Origin of the sequence: Acinetobacter sp. AG3 (assembly GCF_022343575.1) — a bacterium.
Lineage (GTDB): Bacteria > Pseudomonadota > Gammaproteobacteria > Pseudomonadales > Moraxellaceae > Acinetobacter > Acinetobacter guillouiae.
Map to the genome: position 1 here is coordinate 19,434 of NZ_JAKQZD010000003.1, position 18,522 is coordinate 37,955.

Annotated in this window: 12 protein-coding genes; 10 read left to right on the forward strand and 2 right to left on the reverse strand. The window is 43.3% G+C overall.

Translation table 11 applies throughout. The features are described from left to right. Nucleotides 1-143: 143 nt before the first annotated feature. The 3 genes from L3V46_RS22560 to L3V46_RS22570 all read left to right on the forward strand — a co-directional run bounded on the left by L3V46_RS22560 (nucleotide 144) and on the right by L3V46_RS22570 (nucleotide 3,265). The gene (locus L3V46_RS22560; RefSeq protein WP_031974807.1) at nucleotides 144-1,799 is read left to right on the forward strand and encodes an HNH endonuclease signature motif containing protein; all 1,656 of its coding nucleotides are present in this window, start codon (nucleotides 144-146) and stop codon (nucleotides 1,797-1,799) included. A gap of 630 nt (nucleotides 1,800-2,429) precedes the next feature. Beyond that, the gene (locus tag L3V46_RS22565; protein WP_000755725.1) at nucleotides 2,430-2,615 is read left to right on the forward strand and encodes a hypothetical protein; all 186 of its coding nucleotides are present in this window, start codon (nucleotides 2,430-2,432) and stop codon (nucleotides 2,613-2,615) included. A 2-nt stretch (nucleotides 2,616-2,617) separates the two neighbouring features. Beyond that, entirely contained in the window at nucleotides 2,618-3,265 is a 648-nt protein-coding gene (locus tag L3V46_RS22570; RefSeq protein WP_000464611.1) for a Fic family protein, read from the forward strand. A 106-nt stretch (nucleotides 3,266-3,371) separates the two neighbouring features. Here the strand turns inward: L3V46_RS22570 and L3V46_RS22575 are convergent, their stop codons facing one another. Further along, nucleotides 3,372-3,701, reverse strand: coding sequence for a DUF4236 domain-containing protein (locus tag L3V46_RS22575; RefSeq protein ID WP_087554208.1), 330 nt, complete (start codon nucleotides 3,699-3,701; stop codon nucleotides 3,372-3,374). Nucleotides 3,702-3,926: 225 nt separating this feature from the next. On the opposite strand from L3V46_RS22575, the gene L3V46_RS22580 reads away from it, so the two are divergent. From L3V46_RS22580 to brxL, 7 genes are read left to right on the forward strand one after another with little or no spacing between them, the layout of a single operon-like run. Next, the gene (locus L3V46_RS22580) at nucleotides 3,927-4,793 is read left to right on the forward strand and encodes a WYL domain-containing protein (protein WP_136143648.1); all 867 of its coding nucleotides are present in this window, start codon (nucleotides 3,927-3,929) and stop codon (nucleotides 4,791-4,793) included. A gap of 10 nt (nucleotides 4,794-4,803) precedes the next feature. Further along, nucleotides 4,804-5,415, forward strand: a complete 612-nt coding sequence (locus L3V46_RS22585; RefSeq protein ID WP_136143647.1) for a DUF1819 family protein — start codon at nucleotides 4,804-4,806, stop codon at nucleotides 5,413-5,415. Nucleotides 5,416-5,431: 16 nt separating this feature from the next. Then, nucleotides 5,432-6,007 (forward strand): DUF1788 domain-containing protein, encoded by a 576-nt coding sequence (locus L3V46_RS22590; protein WP_136143646.1) that lies wholly within the window; start codon nucleotides 5,432-5,434, stop codon nucleotides 6,005-6,007. A 41-nt stretch (nucleotides 6,008-6,048) separates the two neighbouring features. Continuing rightward, a complete protein-coding gene (gene brxC, locus L3V46_RS22595; protein WP_239046817.1) occupies nucleotides 6,049-9,729 on the forward strand; it encodes a BREX system P-loop protein BrxC in 3,681 nt (1,226 codons plus the stop codon). 46 nt (nucleotides 9,730-9,775) lie between these two features. Then, on the forward strand, nucleotides 9,776-13,273 hold the full coding sequence (pglX, locus tag L3V46_RS22600) for a BREX-1 system adenine-specific DNA-methyltransferase PglX (RefSeq protein ID WP_239046818.1): 3,498 nt from the start codon (nucleotides 9,776-9,778) through the stop codon (nucleotides 13,271-13,273). Between the two features lie 43 nt (nucleotides 13,274-13,316). Continuing rightward, a complete protein-coding gene (pglZ, locus tag L3V46_RS22605; protein ID WP_239046819.1) occupies nucleotides 13,317-15,941 on the forward strand; it encodes a BREX-1 system phosphatase PglZ type A in 2,625 nt (874 codons plus the stop codon). Nucleotides 15,942-15,970: 29 nt separating this feature from the next. Next, nucleotides 15,971-18,010 carry a protease Lon-related BREX system protein BrxL gene (brxL, locus tag L3V46_RS22610; RefSeq protein ID WP_087537462.1) on the forward strand — a complete coding sequence of 680 codons (2,040 nt, stop codon included), beginning with the start codon at nucleotides 15,971-15,973 and terminating at the stop codon, nucleotides 18,008-18,010. Between the two features lie 119 nt (nucleotides 18,011-18,129). Here the strand turns inward: brxL and L3V46_RS22615 are convergent, their stop codons facing one another. Beyond that, nucleotides 18,130-18,522: a hypothetical protein gene (locus tag L3V46_RS22615; protein WP_020753580.1), complete on the reverse strand. Its 393-nt coding sequence runs from the start codon at nucleotides 18,520-18,522 to the stop codon at nucleotides 18,130-18,132.

Sequence of the window (18,522 nt, forward strand, 5' to 3'; positions counted from 1 at the left end):
CATTTCTCTTACGTTTCTTTTGTTAGCGCTGACCGGATATTGACGGTCATTTAATTCATCGCTTTAACCAAATTGAACGATATGCACTTTCAAATTTCGTATTTGAGCGAATATAGAGAAGTGCTGCCTGGAGAAAACAAAAAATGGGCCAAACTCGATTACTGACGAATATCATTCAGCGTAAAGTCATGTTGCCAGAAGAAATGTCACCATCAATGCAACGAGACAATTTTGAAGTTGCACTGACTGATTTTGAAAAGCATGCCATCATCAAATGTTTATTTAAAGCGGATAACCAGCGTTCTACTGAATGTTGGAGTGTGCGGGAAATTGCAAACTTTATTGGGAATTGCACAGAAGATCAAAATATCAATTTGTGTATCTTGTATTGGAAAGATATACACGGCAACATCTATATTATCGATGGGGCGCATCGTCTTTCGAGTATTTATGCGTGGGTCAAGAGATATTTTGCAGATGAACAAGCCACTCAAGCGCCTAATTTTAGCGATCAACAAAAAGAAGATATTCGTGACCTGCGAAATCATTTAGGGGATCTGGCTGACTTCCAAAAAATTTGTATTGATCCTAAATTTGCAGAACAAAAATCTAAATTAGACGATATTAAAATCAGTTTCCGGCAAGTGCTTGGTACTCCAGAAGATGCACGACGCGTATTCCAATCGATTAACTCAGATACTAAACGCCTGGATAAATATGAGGAATATCATCTAAGAAGTCGGGGAAGTGATGCATATTATGCGATCTATGCTTGTTGTTATATCAATGACAATAAATCCAATTTAGAAGAGCTTCAATATACACGTTTAAATGCGCTCATCGAGTTGGGGGAGAGGATCCATCAGCTGCTTTTCTCTACCATCTTATTAGATACTGAAATGAGTCATGGCAAAAAAATTGGCTTGGTCAATGAGCTCATGAATATCATCGCGGGTGATCGGATTCATAATATCATGAGCCTGAATCAGGGTGAACGCGTTGAAAAGATCATGTCACATCTGTTTACGGCCCTTTGCAGAATGGCCACTCCTGTAAAAAATACTGGGGTTCCGAGTTTGGGCTTACATCCGTTCTTATATTTTTATAAGGACCAGCGTTTTCAAATTACTTCCTTTCTAGCATGGTTTTCAATTGTGTTTGAAATTCATGAAAGTCGCATGCAGATTCATCATCGAACGATTAGTTTCAAGGACTTCACCCGGGTACGCCGTAGTATTGAGTTCTTGATCGCCAATTTCCCCGTGGCGACCACCGAAACGGTCGGCAAGTTCGGCAGTGGTATCAAGGGCTATGATCGGCTACAAATTGTCTATAAAGCCTTTATTTGCTTAAGTTTGGAAATGGAGGTTGATTTTGATGATGAGGAATGCCTGAATACATTTATTCTGTCCATGTCTAAGGCCTTCAAATACATAAACTTTAATGAGTTTTATGTTGAAAGATTTTTGGGGAATTATGATGATACGGTCGTGAAGCATGTGGTGGGATATGTGGAGTCGATTAGTCCAATCTCGCGCTCAAAGCCCAAATCCTTTTCAGCATTAACCAAAAGTTTACTTAAGCACAATTTTCTGGTGGGTAATCATAACTTTTGCCTCATTTGTGATGGATTAATCTATCTTGATTCTACTGAATCGGATCATAAAATTGCCAAAGCCGTTGGTGGGCAAGGGGTGCTAGAGAATGGTCTGCTGGTTCATCCAATCTGTAATAGAATGAAATCAGATCTCAGCTTAGAAGAGATCAGAGCGGATTTGTTTGGTGAGTTATTGTATTAATCAGCAGGGCTATGTTTTTGTGTTCTCAAGTGTGTTAATTAATGATAAATCACATGATTTAACTTTTGATCTATTTTGCCAATGTGGTTTTTTTAATTCAGTAGACCTCTTGCGAAAGTATAGTTTTATCTAATTTTTGAATTGGCTAAAGCCTCATAAAATATAGCTTTTGGCTGCTTAAAATTTGACTAACGCAAGAAGTCTAATGCAGAATCATAGTTAGAAGCTAGCTGTAGTTTCTGAATGATCGTCAAGATCCTTAGTTTTGCCCATAGATTCCCTCTATGGGTATTTTTTTGATCAAAAATCATGTGTAGATGCCCTAGAATAAACCTTTTAGCATTTCATAAGCAATCAAGATTAAGCCTGACACCATCAGCACCACAAAAATGAGTTCCACTCTAGTTAACATAGTAATTCCATTTACTTTTCACCCAATTTATGTGGCAAATAAGTCGTAGTAGCAATGACATAACATGACATAGAAAATAATCAAAAAGACAGAATTTGGATTTTTATATTCAAGGTGAATTATTAAGATAATTGTGAAAACTTCATAGGAACTTCTTTTTTCTCAATGAAAATGTTATATCCTTAGAGTCTGCATGATCCATTTGAAGCGAGAATTTTATGAAAAAAGTTATTGGTATGAGAAATAGCCGTACTGAAGCCTTTAAAATCGTAAAAGCTTCATTTGCCGTAGATAATTTGGTTGTAGATAATAAAGGCTTACAAGCAATTAATGACTATGTGACGGGTTCTAAGACATTTGAACAAGCCAGAAATACACTCGTTGAAATGTACCGTGTACGATAAAAATGTTTTTTGATGATGCACTACATTATTATCTGACGGAAGAAGATTTTTATGATGATCCATTCTGTGATGAAAATGGTGTTTTGATCAACAATCTTGGTATTTCTAATACCAAAGACCTGAATGAGGCAGAGAAAGCGCTAAGTGCCTTACAAAATACAAGGTTACAGGAAAATATCTCTGTTTTTCTAGGCAATTTTGATTTACAGCACTTACAAAATATACATCATCAATTATTTATGGATGTCTACCCATGGGCTGGCCAATTAAGACGCGTGAATACCTATAAAGGTGAATGTATCTTTCTCCGTTACAATAGCATAGCTCCTTTATCAGATCTGCTGTTTTCATGCCTCAATAATAACTTTAACCATTTGATTAATAATAAAGAAAATATAGATTTGGTCTGTAGTTTTTTAGCCAGATTTTTTGTTGTTTTAAATTATATTCATCCATTTAGAGAAGGTAATGGTCGCTCACAACGTTTCATGCTAGGCCAGATACTATTTAAGTTAGGTTATACGATCGATTGGACCACTGTGAGTTCAGATGCTATGAATCAAGCAGTGATCGCAGGATGGAAAGAAGGTAACTTTAAGCTCACTGAAAAAATGATTAAACTTAATATTCAAAGATTAGAAGTAAGTTGAACACCTAACCAATATCGTACTCAGCATCAATTTTGGTGTTTCTTCAGGCCTACTGCTGACACTTCAAATGATTCCATGATAAAAATCAAACATCATTGTAAAGCCTCTAAAAGACGATTGCTCCAACAATAAAACACAACACCCCAAAAGCGATCCAGAGCCAGACAGTTGATCTGGATGTCTGCATACCTGGGTTATTCAATGGCGGTGGTTGCTCAGAGGCGTTCTGTGGAGTATTCGGCCTGTTTGTATGAGGATGATGCTTGGAATAAGAAAGTCCTGTTCCGGGAATGCCCACGCTGGTTCGGGTGCCTTTTTTACCAATATTTAAAGAAGCACCGGGTTTGCCAATGCTCGCACTGCTGATGCCCTTATGCGTCAGATTAATTTTTAAACCCGGTAAGATTTTAATGCTCTTGCGAAATCTAAAGCCCATATTTCCCCCATTTGCAAAACCTGTTCGCTGTGTATTTCAGTTGATAGAGGTAAATTCAGAGAATCTCAGATCCTCATCTACCTCGCTAGTCGGCTGTCCCCATAGAGACATCCGTATATTTTTTATCTGGTGATTGCAATACTACCTTAAAATACCGTCAAAAATGTTTACTGTACATTTGCTATGGGGTAATCTTAAAACTGCTATTTATTGACTGATTGGTATATGACGACAGATAAGCATGAAGTGCTTCTTCGAATGCGAGCGATCGAGCTGCTTGCATACTGGGAAGGTCGTTTGGTTACCAATCGTTTGATGAGCTGGTTTGGACTTAGTCGACAGCAGGCTTCTGCGGATATCAAGCGCTATAATACGCTGTATAACCCCGATGCCTTGATTCATGATCCATCGGTCAAGGGTTATGTGCCTAAGGCCAGCTTCCAGCCTGTACTGACTACAGCGCATATCAATGAATATCTCAATATGCTGTCAGGTTTGGTTAGTGAATCGCATACCCTGATTGCGACACCAGAACCGAATCTTGCAGCAGTTCAATTACCTGATCGCAGTGTACGTCCTGAAGTGATTCGGGAAGTTTTGCGTGCCTGCCGAAACCAAAACACTTTAAAAATGATTTATGCCTCGATGCAGAATCCGCAGTGGCATGAACGCATCATTTCCCCACACACCCTGGTGTATACCGGTTTTCGCTGGCATGTCCGTGCCTATTGCCATCAGAGCAAGCAGTTTAAGGACTTTTTACTCTCCAGAATTGATCGTACACCTGTTGTGGTGGCGATTGAGTCAGTAGACCCTGCTCAAGATCAGCAATGGCATGAAGAAATTCTACTGACGCTGATCCCTAATCCAAAATTGAATGAAGCTCAAAAAGCGCTGGTCGAAAAAGACTTCGGCATGCCTGATGGCAGATTACAGATTCCGGTGAAAAAAGCCCTGGCTCACTATACCTTGCAGCGCTATCAGGCCGCGATCACGCTGGCTGAGGCGGAAGATGCCTTGAAATATCCCTTGGTGTTACAAGGTTCAGATATCGAAAAGCTGTCGTCTTACCTGTTTGATCAAGCTTCATAGGAGATTGGCTATGTTAGAACAATTTCATTATGACAGTGACCTAATTGGTGGCTCACTGATGGTGCGTGAAAGCCGGCTGATCGCGGATCTGTTATTACGAGAGGCGACTCCAGAACAATGGCATCAGGCCATTCAGGTTGACAATATTCTGCAAAAAAGAACCGCAGCCTCAGCTCAACGCAATGCCACCGCTATTCGTAAGCGTCTGGAGCGCTTAGAGCCTGATTTCTGGAAAGCTTTGCGTGATGGGGATGATGAGCTGGCGACCCAGGTGGCTTTTTGTGGCGCATTGGAACGCAACCTGTTGCTGCTTGAGTTTATGGAAACGGTGATGAGAGAGGCCTATATCTCTCAGGCTCAATACCTGGACAGTTATATCTGGTCAGATTTTCTGGATGAGCGTTCACAACGCGATCTTGATATCTGTGATTGGAAAGAGTCCAGCAAGAAAAAAATGGGGCAGGTGGTATTTCGCATGCTGGCAGAAGCCGGTTACTTAAAAAGTACCCGTAAGTTGGAGTTGCAGCGTGTGATCGTCAGAGCAGAGCTGCGTAGCCTGTTGGAAGAACATTATAAACAACGCATTAAAAGATCTATGGAAGTGTCGCTATGGACGCGGTAGTTGTAGAGGGGCAGCAATGAATCAAAAAATACATGAGCGTCTGAACCAGATTCCAGAGCGAATTCTTTCCACCGAGTTTCTCACCGGGCAAGGACTGGGCAATGAAATTGGCTTCTGGATTTTTGATTATGCACCTGAAGATGAGTTGAAAGTGCGCGAATATCTGCATTTTCTAGACGGGATGCTGGAGAAAAAACACAGTCAGCTGAAGGTGGTGAATATCAACCTGCTGCAAGCCGTGGTGGATTATCTGGCTGAGCGTAACTTCATCGATAAAGCCATTCAAATGCAAAAAGCCAAAGGCGATGATGCGCTGCTCAAAGCGCTGAAAGGCCCACTGCATATGGATAAGTTCGCGCCCTATCTGGTGAGTAAATATGCCACCAATGCGCAAGATATTGTGTTGATGACTGGGGTAGGGTCGGTTTGGCCACTGTTACGTGCCCATCACTTATTAAATAGTTTGCATTCGTTACTGGGGCATAAGCCAGTGGTGCTGTTTTACCCAGGCTATTACGACGGTCAAGCGATGAGTTTATTTGGAAAAATTCCAAGCAATAATTACTACAGAGCATTCAGATTAGTGCCTTAAACACGGCAAATAGAAATAAAAATTCGGGGGAATGGATTGAGATGAACATTAAAGAGCTTTTTTACAAGCCATTAGATCGTGCGATTAACGGGGTCGTAAAAGCAGACCAGAATGACAATACTACGGTTTATCAGGAACTCGATGAGTATGTGGTCACCAATGAACTGGAAAAGCATTTTCGGGACTTTTTCCAGTCTTATGGCACAGACCTGAGCGATCCTTCGATTGCCAACCGTGTCGGCGTATGGATTTCGGGCTTCTTTGGTTCAGGTAAATCACATTTCCTGAAAACCTTGTCGTATATTCTGGCCAATAAAGTGGCACGTGATGCGGAAGGTAACGAGCGTAGCGCCGCAGAATTCTTTGATGAAAGCAAAATTCGTGATGCGTTTATCCGTGCGGATATTGGCAAGGCCGTCAGCCATCATGCCGATGTCATCCTGTTTAACATCGACAGTAAAGCCAGCTCCAATGATGATGGCAATCCGATCCTGAATGTGTTTTTACGTGTGTTTAACGAGTATCAGGGGTTTAGCGCGGATCATCCACATATTGCCCATATGGAACGTCACCTGAGCCAGAAAGGTGTCTACGAACGCTTTAAACAGGCGTTTGAGGAATCCAGTGGCATGTCCTGGCTAGAGGAGCGTGACGGTTATCAGTTCTATCAGGATGATGTCGAAACTGCGATTTCTCAGGCACTGAATCTATCAGCAGAAGCAGCGCATAAATGGTTTGAGGATTCTGAGCAGACCTTTAGTGTTTCGGTTGAAAACTTCTGTCAGTGGGTGAAAGAATACCTGGACAGCAAAGGACCCCAGCAACGCATGTTGTTCTTGGTCGATGAAGTGGGGCAGTTTATTGGCAGCGATACCCGCTTGATGCTGACATTGCAAACCATTACTGAAAACCTGGGTACTATCTGTAAAGGCCGCGCTTGGATTATCGTCACCTCACAGGCAGACATCGATGCTGTTTTAGGTGAGATGTCTTCTTCCAAAGCCAATGACTTCTCCAAGATTGCTGGACGTTTTAAAACCCGTTTATCACTGTCCAGTTCCAATACCGATGAAGTCATCCAGAAACGTTTATTACGCAAAACCCCAGAAGCAGAAGCATTGCTCAGATCGGTGTTTGAGCAAAAGGGCGATATCTTAAAAAATCAGATTACCTTTGACCGTTCAGGTCCAACCCTCAAGAACTATGAGGGGCCAGAAAGTTTTATTCATAACTATCCTTTTGCGCCGTACCATTTCCAGCTGGTGCAAAAAGTATTTGAAGAAATCCGTAAAGTCGGTGCGACCGGTGCACACTTGGCCTATGGTGAACGGTCCATGCTGGATGCGTTCCAGATGGCCGCGAATGCGATTGCTACAGATGAAGTCGGTGCCCTGGTTCCTTTCCACCGCTTCTATACTTCAGTGGAAGGATTTCTGGATACAGCAGTGAAGCGTACCATCGACCAGGCAGGGCAAAATAAAACCCTGGATGGTTTTGATGTGCAGATGCTGCGTACCCTATTCATGATCCGCTATGTCGATATCATCAAAGGTACGCTGGATAACCTGGTGACTTTATCGATTGAGAAAATTGATGAAGATAAGCTGGCATTGCGCAAGCGGATTGAAGAGAGCCTGCAGCGTCTGGAAAAAGAGAGCCTGATTACTAGGAATGGCGATGAGTTCCTGTTCCTGACCAATGAAGAGCGGGACATCACCCGCAAAATTAAAGCCACAGACTTAGCAGCTTCAGAAGAAAATAAAGAGTTAGCCAATCTGATCTTTAAAGATTTACTGCGCGATCAGAACAAATACCGCCATCAAGCCAACAAGATGGACTATCAGATTGGTCGTTTTCTGGATGGTCATAGCCTGGATGGCAAGTATGAGAGCGATTTGAAAGTTGAAATCATTTCTCCGCTGGATACGGAATATAACCTCTACACAGAAGCTTTCTGTATTGGTAAGAGCGCCGAGGCCGAAGGGCAGATACTGTTTAAACTGGCAGACGATAAACAGTTCTTTAATGAACTGCGCACCTGGCTGAAAACCAATAAATTCATCCGCTTAAATGATGATGGTACCCAATCCGATATCACCCGTATTCTGGCAGACCGTGGCCGTGAGAACCAGGAGCGTAAAAAACGTCTGCGTGCCCGGGTCGAAGAAATGTTGCTGGACGCGGAAAGTTATGCCTTGGGTCAACATCTACAACTTTCATCTTCAAGTCCAACCACCAAGCTGGATGAGGCTTGTCGTTATCTGCTGGAAAACACTTATACCAAACTGAGCTATTTGCAGGTCTATCAGCAGGATGCCTGGCGTGAACTGAACGCCGTCTTGACTGTTGATGATATGGCGCAGCTCGGATTGTCTCTGGATGGCGGTCAGAGCAATCCCAAAGCCCTACAGGAAGTGGAGCAGTACATTGCACTACGCGCCACTGGTACAGAGCGTATTCTAGTCTCAGATGTGATAGATCGTTTTGCCAAACGTCCTTATGGCTGGCCGGATGCCGAGATTTTACTATTGGTGGGTCAGCTGGCTGCGATGGGGCGGATTTCTCTGCAGTTAAATGGCGGCAGCTTACAGTTAAAAGATGCCTTTGAGCCTTTACAAAACAGCCGCCGTCGCCGTGATGTGTCGATCATTAAAAAACGCCAGACTGATGATCAGGTATTGAAACAGGCACGTCAACTCACCCAAGACCTATTCTCGGCTATGGGACCAGCGACAGAAAAAGAGCTATTTGAATTCTATACCCAACATTTTAAAAACTGGTTAGCCAACTTTAAGTCGTATAAGAGTAAAACTGATGTCGGGCAGTTCCCGGGCAAGAAAGTGATTGAAAAGTCGATTCTGACTTTGGAACGTCTGCTGGCGAATAGCGACAGCTTCGATTTCTTTAAAGCGGTGGTTGAGAACAAGAATGACTATTTGGATCTGGAAGAAGACTATCGTGACATTCATGAATTCTTCAGCAACCAGATGCCAAGCTGGCAACAACTGCAACAGGCTCTACGTCATTTTGAGAAAAACAAACAGGCGCTGGGCAGTGATGAGGTGGCAAAAAAAGCCCTGTCTGAATTACATCGTATTGCCACCCTTGAATCGCCCTATGGCCTGTTAAATAAAGTCGCTGATTTGGTTCGCACAGTGGAAAGCGTCAATGAGCAATTGCTGACTGAGAAGCGCAATCAAGCGATAGAACACATTGATGACAAGATCAAGCAGTTAGAAGCCGAGATTAAAAACAGTGGCATCGCTAGCGCTGAGCTGAGTAACAAGCTATTACGCCCACTACAACTGCTAAAAACGGATATTGAAGTGGAAACTAGCCTGTCCACCATCTATATGCTGCAAACCCAAACCGCCGTCGAGCGTTTTGATGAAGCCTTGTATGAGTTGGAAAGCGAAGTTCAGGCGGAAATCCAGCGTCAGGCCAAAGCGGCACAACTGGCTCAGAGCAAAGCCGAGAGTGTAACCAACACTGCAACCACCTCCAGCCCAGTTACATCAACACCTGCTGTGAGTCCGGTACAGCCTGCGACAGCCGTAGTGCCACCGAAACCTGTTGTCGAAGTCGATGTCGCCAGCATTTACAGCAAAAGCTCAAGTAGTGTCTATCTGGAAACAGAAGAATCAGTGGATCAGTTTGTAGACGCACTCAAAGCTGAACTGAAAAAAATCGTGAGTGATAAAAAGCGTGTGCGTATCCGCTAACTCGGGTTAGGGATATCGGCATCAGTCATTAATTAAAGGTTTAAAGATGAATACCAGTCATATTAAAAAATACGCACCGCAAGCACGAAATGATTTTATCGCAGCGATGCGCAAGCAGGCCGCCAAATACGGCATCACCGCAGACAGCATTTTACCGGCAGAACAGAAAGGCGACTTGCTGCTGATTGGCGATCAGGTTTTTCCGCTATCAGTCATGAAACCACGTGACAAGCTGATCAAACGCATTCAAACTAGCAGTTTTGAGCAGACGATTGATTATATCGCTTATAGCTGGTTTAACCGTCTTTGTGCGATTCGTTACATGGAGTGCAAAGGCTTACTGGATCATGGTCGCCGTGTACTCAGTAGTGCCGATGGTAGTGCAGGCTTGCCACAGATTTTGGAAGAATGTCTGGATATTGACCTACCGGGTTTAGATGCAAGCCGTGTGGCTGAACTCAAGCTGGATGGCAACAAAGACGAAGAACTCTATCGTGAATTGTTACTGGCCCAGTGTCATGCGTTGAATCAGGTGATGCCACTCCTGTTCGAACAGGTTTCTGATGAATCTGAGCTACTGTTACCGGATAACCTGACCAAAACCGATTCTTTGATTCGTGATCTGGTCAGCAGTATTCCAGAAGAAGACTGGTCGGATGTGCAAATTATTGGCTGGTTGTATCAGTTCTATATTTCTGAAAAGAAAGACCAGGTGATTGGTAAAGTCGTCAAGAGTGAAGACATTCCTGCAGCGACACAACTCTTCACCCCGAATTGGATTGTGAAATATCTGGTGCAAAACAGTGTCGGCCGTTTATGGATGATGGCACAGCCTGATAGTACGCTTGCCAGTGAGTGGGAATACTATATTCAGCCAGCGGAACAAACGGATGAGGTCAATGCCCAGTTAAAACAACTGATTGATGTTCGTATCAGTGAAGATGGCGATACCTTAAACCCTGAAAGCATTACGGTGCTGGATCCGGCTTGTGGTTCGGGGCATATTCTAGTAGAAGCTTATGACTGCTTAAAAGCGATTTATTTAGAACGTGGTTACCGTAGCCGTGATATTCCACGTTTGATTCTGGAAAATAACCTGTACGGCATTGATATTGATACCCGTGCAGCACAGCTCGCCAGTTTTGCATTGTTAATGAAAGCGCGTGAGGATGACCGCCGTTTATTTAGCAATCCACCGAAGCTGAATATTATTGCGTTGCGGGATAGTCAGCCTGAGCGTTTAGATGCATTGAGTCAGGATTTGGTAAGTACTGGTATTGCACAGACAGATTTACAAGAGTTACTAGATCTATTTGAGCATGCTTCGACCTTTGGTTCTTTGATTCAGGTGTCTGAGACATTTGCTAAAAAGCTAGCTAATTTAGAAACTAAGTTAAATAAAGCATCAGAGTCTGGTGATATTTTTGCGCAGCAGTCAGCACAGGAGCTGTTACCTTTAGTACAGCAAGCTAAATTACTCGCTAAACAATATGATGCTGTGATTGCTAACCCACCGTATATGGGAGGCTCCGGTATTAAGCTTTTAAAAAACTTCGCCCAAAAAAAGTTTCCTGACAGTAAATCAGACTTGTTCGCCATGTTTATAGAGCGCGGCTTTGCATGGTGTAAAGACAGTGGCTTTAACAGCATGGTGACCATGCAAAGCTGGATGTTCTTGTCATCTTATGAGGCAATGCGTGAAAAGCTGTTACAAGATCGCACGATTCAAACCATGGCACATTTAGGCGCTCGTGCGTTCCCTGAAATTTCAGGTGAAGTGGTACAAACAACAGCTTTTGTCATGCAAGGAAAGCATTTAGAGGGATTTAAACCCGTATTCTTTCGTCTTGTAAATACGGAACAGGATAAAAAAGAATTTGAATTAAAAGCTAATTTAAATCGATTTGATTCAACTGTTCAAGATGACTTTAAAAGAATTTCTGGTAGTCCAATTGCTTATTGGGTCAGTGATAAAGTGCGAGAAATTTTCGAAACTAATCCTGCTCTAAAGGAAGTAGCTGATGCGCGACAAGGAATGGCTACTGGTGATAACAATCGATTTTTACGCTTTTGGCAAGAAGTGTCTATTAAAAATGTAGGCTTTAATATAGACAATAAAAATGATGCTCATTTATCTTCTAAAAAGTGGTTTCCATATAATAAGGGTGGTGAATTTAGGAAATGGTATGGAAATCAAGAATATTTAGTTAGCTTTGATTCTCGTTCTTACGCTATTTTAAAAACAATGGGGAATCAATGTCCTTCAGAAAAATTTTATTTTAAGCCATCTATTAGTTGGTCAAAAGTTACTTCCTCAAATTTTTCAATGAGATACTTTCCCAGAGGCTTTATTTTTGCTGATGCAGGTATGTCTATTTTTGCTGAGGATTCGGTTATAAAAAATATTATGGGATGCCTAAATTCAAAGGTCTCAAAAACTTTGTTATCAAATCTATCTCCTAGTGTAAATTTTGAAGCAGGTACTATAAGTAAGTTCCCGTTAAATAATAAAGTTACTAGCTCAATTAAAATTGTGGAACAACTAATTATTCAATCAAAGACCGACTGGGACAATTACGAAACCTCATGGGACTTTATTGAAAGCCCAATCACTCGTACGAAACAGTCTAATTTAGAACAAGCCTTTACTACATGGCAACAGCAAAATGCTGACGCCGTGGCTGAAATGAAACGTCTGGAAGAAGAAAACAACAAACTGTTTATTGAGGCGTATGGCTTACAGGATGAACTGACGCCAGAAGTTCCAGATGAACAAATCACTTTAACCCGTGCCGACCGAGAAAAAGACAGCCAGCGTTTAGTCTCTTATGCACTTGGCTGTATGATGGGACGTTATAGCTTGGACGAACCCGGTCTGATCTATGCCCATGCAGGCAATCAAGACTTTGATGCCAGTCGTTATCGAACATTCCCAGCGGATGCTGATGGCATTATTCCACTGACCGAAATGCACTGGTTTGAAGATGATGCTACACATCGTATCCAAGAGTTCTTAACTGCGGTTTGGGGGAAAGACACGCTAGATGCCAATATGCAGTGGCTGTCAGAAAGCTTGGATAAGAAAGCCAACGAAACTGCTGAAGATACGATTCGCCGTTACCTCGCCAGTAAATTCTATAAAGACCATATGCAAACTTATAAAAAGCGTCCAATCTACTGGTTATTCAGCAGTGGTAAGCAAGGCGCTTTCCAGGCGTTGGTATACTTGCACCGCTATAACGAAAGTACTTTGGCTCGTATGCGTACCGAATACGTCATGCCACTCATTTCCAAAATGGCTGCTTATGCTAATTCTCTGGAAACAGCAAAAGAAAGCAGTGACTCTGCGGCTGAAATTAAGCGCATCGAGAAAAAACTGCAGGAACTGCATAAGCAACAGGCTGAACTGAGTAGCTTTGAAGAAAAACTGCGCCATTATGCCGATCAGCGTATTGCACTGGATCTGGATGATGGGGTGAAAGTGAACTACGGCAAGTTTGGGGACTTGCTGGCTGAAGTGAAAGCTGTGACGGGGGAGAAATGATGAATGCTTTTTCTCCGGTACTAGACCTTGATGAGGTCGTTGCATGAATTTAAGTCAACTACAGCAAGGCTTGGAACAAGCCTTTTATACTGAACAGCACCGAATTGTCTTTTGGTATGATGCAGAACAGTCATTTACTGAAGAAATCAAAGCCCTAGAGCTAAATGATGTCCAGATTCTGAATATGGCAGAAGAATCCAGCCTTGCGATTAAGCTTAAACTGGAACTTGAGGATCAGCAGGGCAAATACTTGCTGTATTTCCCTAGCCCTGAGCCTGAAACCGAAAAAGACTGGCTACTGGACATCAAGCTCTATTCTCGCAGCTTCTATGCCGATCGTTTCTCGATTATCTTCAATGAGCTTGGGCTACAACAACAAAGTTTAAGAGAACATCTGGCTAAACGTGAAGAGTTCCTCAAAGCCAAAGCACGTCTGAGCACCTTAAAACGCTATATCCAGCCTGATGCAGATGCACAGGATCTGGATATGGCCATGATTGCAGCTGTGGTCAAGGCCGACAGTGCCGAACTCATGCATATCGTTCTGGCACTGGCAGATGAAATGGTACAGCAGAACCTGGCTCTGGAAGTAAATCCGGAATCCTTTGCTGAACTGGAAAAATTCCAACTCGTACCAGCTTTAGTTACAGCATTACAGGCGGAAATTGGTTATCCAGCATCGGTTGAAGAATTGAATGGGGAAGTACCATTCAAGCTCGGTACGTTCTTTATCCGTTTGATGACTACAGGTTTCTGTGAAAGCTTGGGCGATATACCGCTATGGGCTCAAGAACTGGTGATGTCATCAGTCAGCTCCCGTGCGACGGCTAGAGCCTTTTTGTCGCGCTGGAGAGACAGTTCTAAATACTACCCAACCTTCGATACGCTTTCCCAGACCGTGGCCAATGCACTGCGGATCCAAGAGAAGGTCGGGGCCTTTGATCTGGAGCAGCTGCTCGATGTCATGACCTTTGAAGTGATTGAACAAAAGATCATTGTCGATCTGGCCAGTCATATCCCTGCAGCAACCAAAGCTGAACTGGAACATTTCAGAACGATTATTTCTACCCGTCTGGATGGCTATTGGGCTTCCAAACATAAGGACGATGCAACCCGCCGTAAATACCGTACCGTCTATACAGCGTTGCAGGCAGCGATTGAGCTGTTCAGCCTGCGACTGCTGTTTGATGCCGGTTTCTATTTCGACTCTAGCGAAGCCTTGTATAAAGCCTACGAGCAAGAGTTGTATCGCTTTGATATGGCCTATCGCCACTACAGTGCTGCTTCTCAACGCGCTCATGTCGATATCCTGAAAAAACTTGATGAAGAAGTGGAAAATTGCTATGCCTACTGGTTTATTGACCACTTGGCACGTAACTGGGGAGAGCGGGTTGAAGCTGAGCAACGCTTGAATGTCTGGAAAGTGGCAGATATCCCAAATCAGCAGAACTTTTACGATACTCACGTTAGACCCTTACTCAGTTCCGCAACGAAACGCCGTATTGTGGTAATTATCAGTGATGCTTTCCGTTATGAAGCTGCGGTAGAGCTGCGTGATCGTATCAATGAAAAGCGTTATTCTGAAGCGACCTTGTCTTCACAGCTGGGCGTTGTGCCAAGTTACACCACGCTTGGCATGGCCTCGTTGTTGCCGCATCAGACTTTGGAGTACAAAGAGACCGCAGGGGATGATGTTTTAGTAGATGGACAGTCTAGCAAAGGGACTGCAGCACGATCCAAAATTCTGGCTGCCTATAATGGATTGGCGGTTACCGCTGAAACGGTAAAAGGCTGGTCGCGTGATGAAGGCCGTGAAGCACTGAAAGATCATGATTTGATTTATGTTTATCACAACGTGATTGATGCTCGTGGAGACAGTGCCTCGACAGAATCAGAAACCTTTATGGCGGTGGAACATGCCATTGAAGAGCTGACTGAACTAAGCCGCAAAATTTTAATGCACTTTAATATTTCCACCCTATTGATTACAGCCGACCATGGCTTCCTGTTCCAGCAAAGTAAACTAGAATCTGCGGATCGTTCAAGCTTGACTGAAAAACCGACCAATGCATTGAAAAGCAAAAAACGCTATGTGATTGGGCATGGTTTACCAGAGAGCAAGGAAGCATGGAAAGGCTCAACCCAAGCTACGGCAGGTACACTATCTGCGACTGATTTCTGGATTCCAAAAGGGGCGAACCGTTTCCATTTTGTGGGAGGCTCACGTTTCGTACATGGCGGAATCATGCCTCAGGAAATCGTAGTGCCTGTACTGACAGTAAAACAGCTGCGTGGTGAAAAGGCTGGACAGCGGACCAAGCGTAAAGTTGAGGTCATTTCTACCAAATCCACGCTGAAGATGGTCAATAACATCCAGAAGTTTGATTTGATGCAAACCGAAGCTGTCAGTGAGCTGGTCATGCCAGTGACTTTATCCATTGCCATTTATGATGGGGATCTTAAAGTTTCCAGTGAAGAAACCTTGACTTTTGATAGCAGTACCGACTCTGTTGCCGATCGGGTCAAACAGGTCAGACTGTCATTATCCGGTACTGATTTTGACCGTAAGAAGGATTACTTCCTAGTGCTGAAGGACAAAGACCTGAATATCGAAATGCAACGCTATAAGGTCACCATTGATCTGGCATTTACCGATGACTTCTCCTGATAACGAATTAACGATAGAGCGTAGCCTACATGGAATCTGCTAACGATAAAGAACTGGATCAGCTGCTGAATGAACACTTTGCTGGGCGGGTGGTACGTAAGGATCTGACTAAACTGATCAAAGAAGGGGCAAATGTCCCTGTCTATGTACTCGAATACCTGCTGGGGATGTACTGTGCCTCGGATGATCCAGAGATCATTGAACAGGGACTACGTAACGTAAAGACCGTACTGGCTGAGAACTACGTCCGACCGGATGAAGCCGAGAAGGTGAAATCCCTGGTCCGTGAACGGGGCAGTTATAAGGTCATTGATCGGGTGACTGTAAAACTGAATGAGCGTAAAGACAAATACGAAGCATCATTTAGTAATCTGGGTATCAAAGATGCCGAAATCTCGGCAGGCATCGTCAAAGAGTATGAAAAATTACTTGTTGGTGGTATCTGGGTCATTGCTACGCTCAGTTATTATTTTGAAGAAGGACAAACCAATTCTCCATTTGGGGTGAGTTTACTCAAGCCGATTCAAATGCCGAATATGAATATGGATGAACTTTTCAGTGGCAGAGCAGCATTAAGCACTGATCAGTGGCGCGAGAGTTTAATCCGTTCGATCGGCATGGAACCGGCTTCGTTAAAAGAGGACGTGCAATGGCACCTATTAGCGCGTATGGTTCCGTTCGTTGAAAATAACTATAACGTTTGTGAACTGGGACCACGCGGTACCGGGAAAAGCCATATTTACAAAGAGTGTTCACCGAATAGTATTTTAGTCTCCGGTGGACAAACGACTGTCGCCAACCTGTTCTATAACATGAGTAGCCGCCGTATTGGTCTGGTGGGGTTGTGGGATGTGGTGGCCTTTGATGAAGTTGCCGGTATTTCCTTTAAGGACAAAGATGGCGTACAGATCATGAAAGACTACATGGCCTCAGGATCTTTTGCCCGTGGCCGTGAACAGATGGAAGCCTCAGCTTCGATGGTTTTTGTGGGTAATATTAACCAAAGTGTTGAATCCTTGGTGAAGACTAGCCACTTATTGGCTCCTTTTCCTGAAGCAATGATCGATTCAGCATTCTTTGATCGCTTTCATGCCTATATCCCGGGTTGGGAAATTCCAAAAATGCGTCCGGAATTCTTTACTAACCGTTATGGTCTAATCGTTGATTATCTGGCTGAATTCTTCCGGGAAATGCGTAAGCGTAGTTTTGCGGATGCCATTGAGAAGTACTTCAAGCTAGGGAATAACCTGAATCAGCGCGATGTGATTGCCGTTCGCAAGACGGTTTCTGGATTGATGAAGCTGCTCTACCCACATGGTCAATTTAACAAAGAAGATGTACGGCAATGCCTGGAATATGCACTGCAGGTGCGCCGTCGGGTCAAAGAACAGCTGAAGAAAATTGGTGGTATGGAATTCTATGATGTTCATTTCAGCTACATTGATAATGAGACGCTCGAAGAACATTTTGTATCAGTCAAAGAGCAGGGTGGTGGCGGACTGATTCCCGAAGGTCCAGCCAAGCCAGGTTTCTTATATACCATCGGGCTCAGTAATAAAGGCATGCCGGGGTTATACCGGTTAGAACTTCAAGTGACCAAAGGTTCAGGAAAATTGGCGACATCAGGCTTATGGAATTCAAGCAGTGCCAAGGAGCAGGTCAAGATCGCATTTGACTACTTCAAGGCCAATGCATCCAGAATATCGGGTGGCAGTAAGGTGTTGGAACATGACTTCCACTTACATGTGGTTGAATTACAGAATACCGGACCGCTCAGCCATCTTGCCTTACCAAGTTTAGTGGCTTTCGCTTCTGGCCTGTTAGGACGATCGGTACAGAGTCAGATGGTGGTACTGGGTGATATGAGCTTGGGTGGCTCTGTGACTCCGGTGGAAAGTATTGCCGAATGTCTGCAAGTTGCTTTTGATGCTGGTGCCAAGAAGGTTGCTTTGCCAATGAGTAGTGCGGCAGATATCCCAACGATTCCTGTGGAACTGTTTACCAAGTTCCAGACCAGCTTTTATGCAGATCCGGTGGATGCTGTGTTTAAGGGGCTAGGGGTGGATTAATTTCATATCTGTCTGGAAGAGTTACAGTAGATTGTTTTAAATTCAGTTTCTCAAGTTAAACACCATGTTGTAAAAGCATAATACTGCCTCTTTTAAAGAGCTAGTATTTTAGGGGGGGATTACCCTGTAGAATCATTTTTACCATCACTTTCCGAAGTACAAATTGCTTCCAAATAAAACTGATTTCCGTCTGGGCATGTGACCAAGAAATCTGGGCGTTTAGCTGAATCATTTGCTAATTCCGGGTGAGGAGACAGTGTAAAATTTTGATTTATTAAATATTGATGTAGCAGAAGTTCAAAAGTAGTTGAAGTAAATTGTCTCGGATCGCCTGATTTTAAACGAGCTATTATTTCGGGTTGCTCGATTACAGGATAATTATTCAAACATTGCTCTAAAAGTGATCGCATGTGCTGGGCTTTTGGCCAAGCACAACGATCTAAGAAATCAAATTCTGACTCATTTGCCTGAATAATATCGTGATTTGTACGAATAAAATTTTGGAATAACAT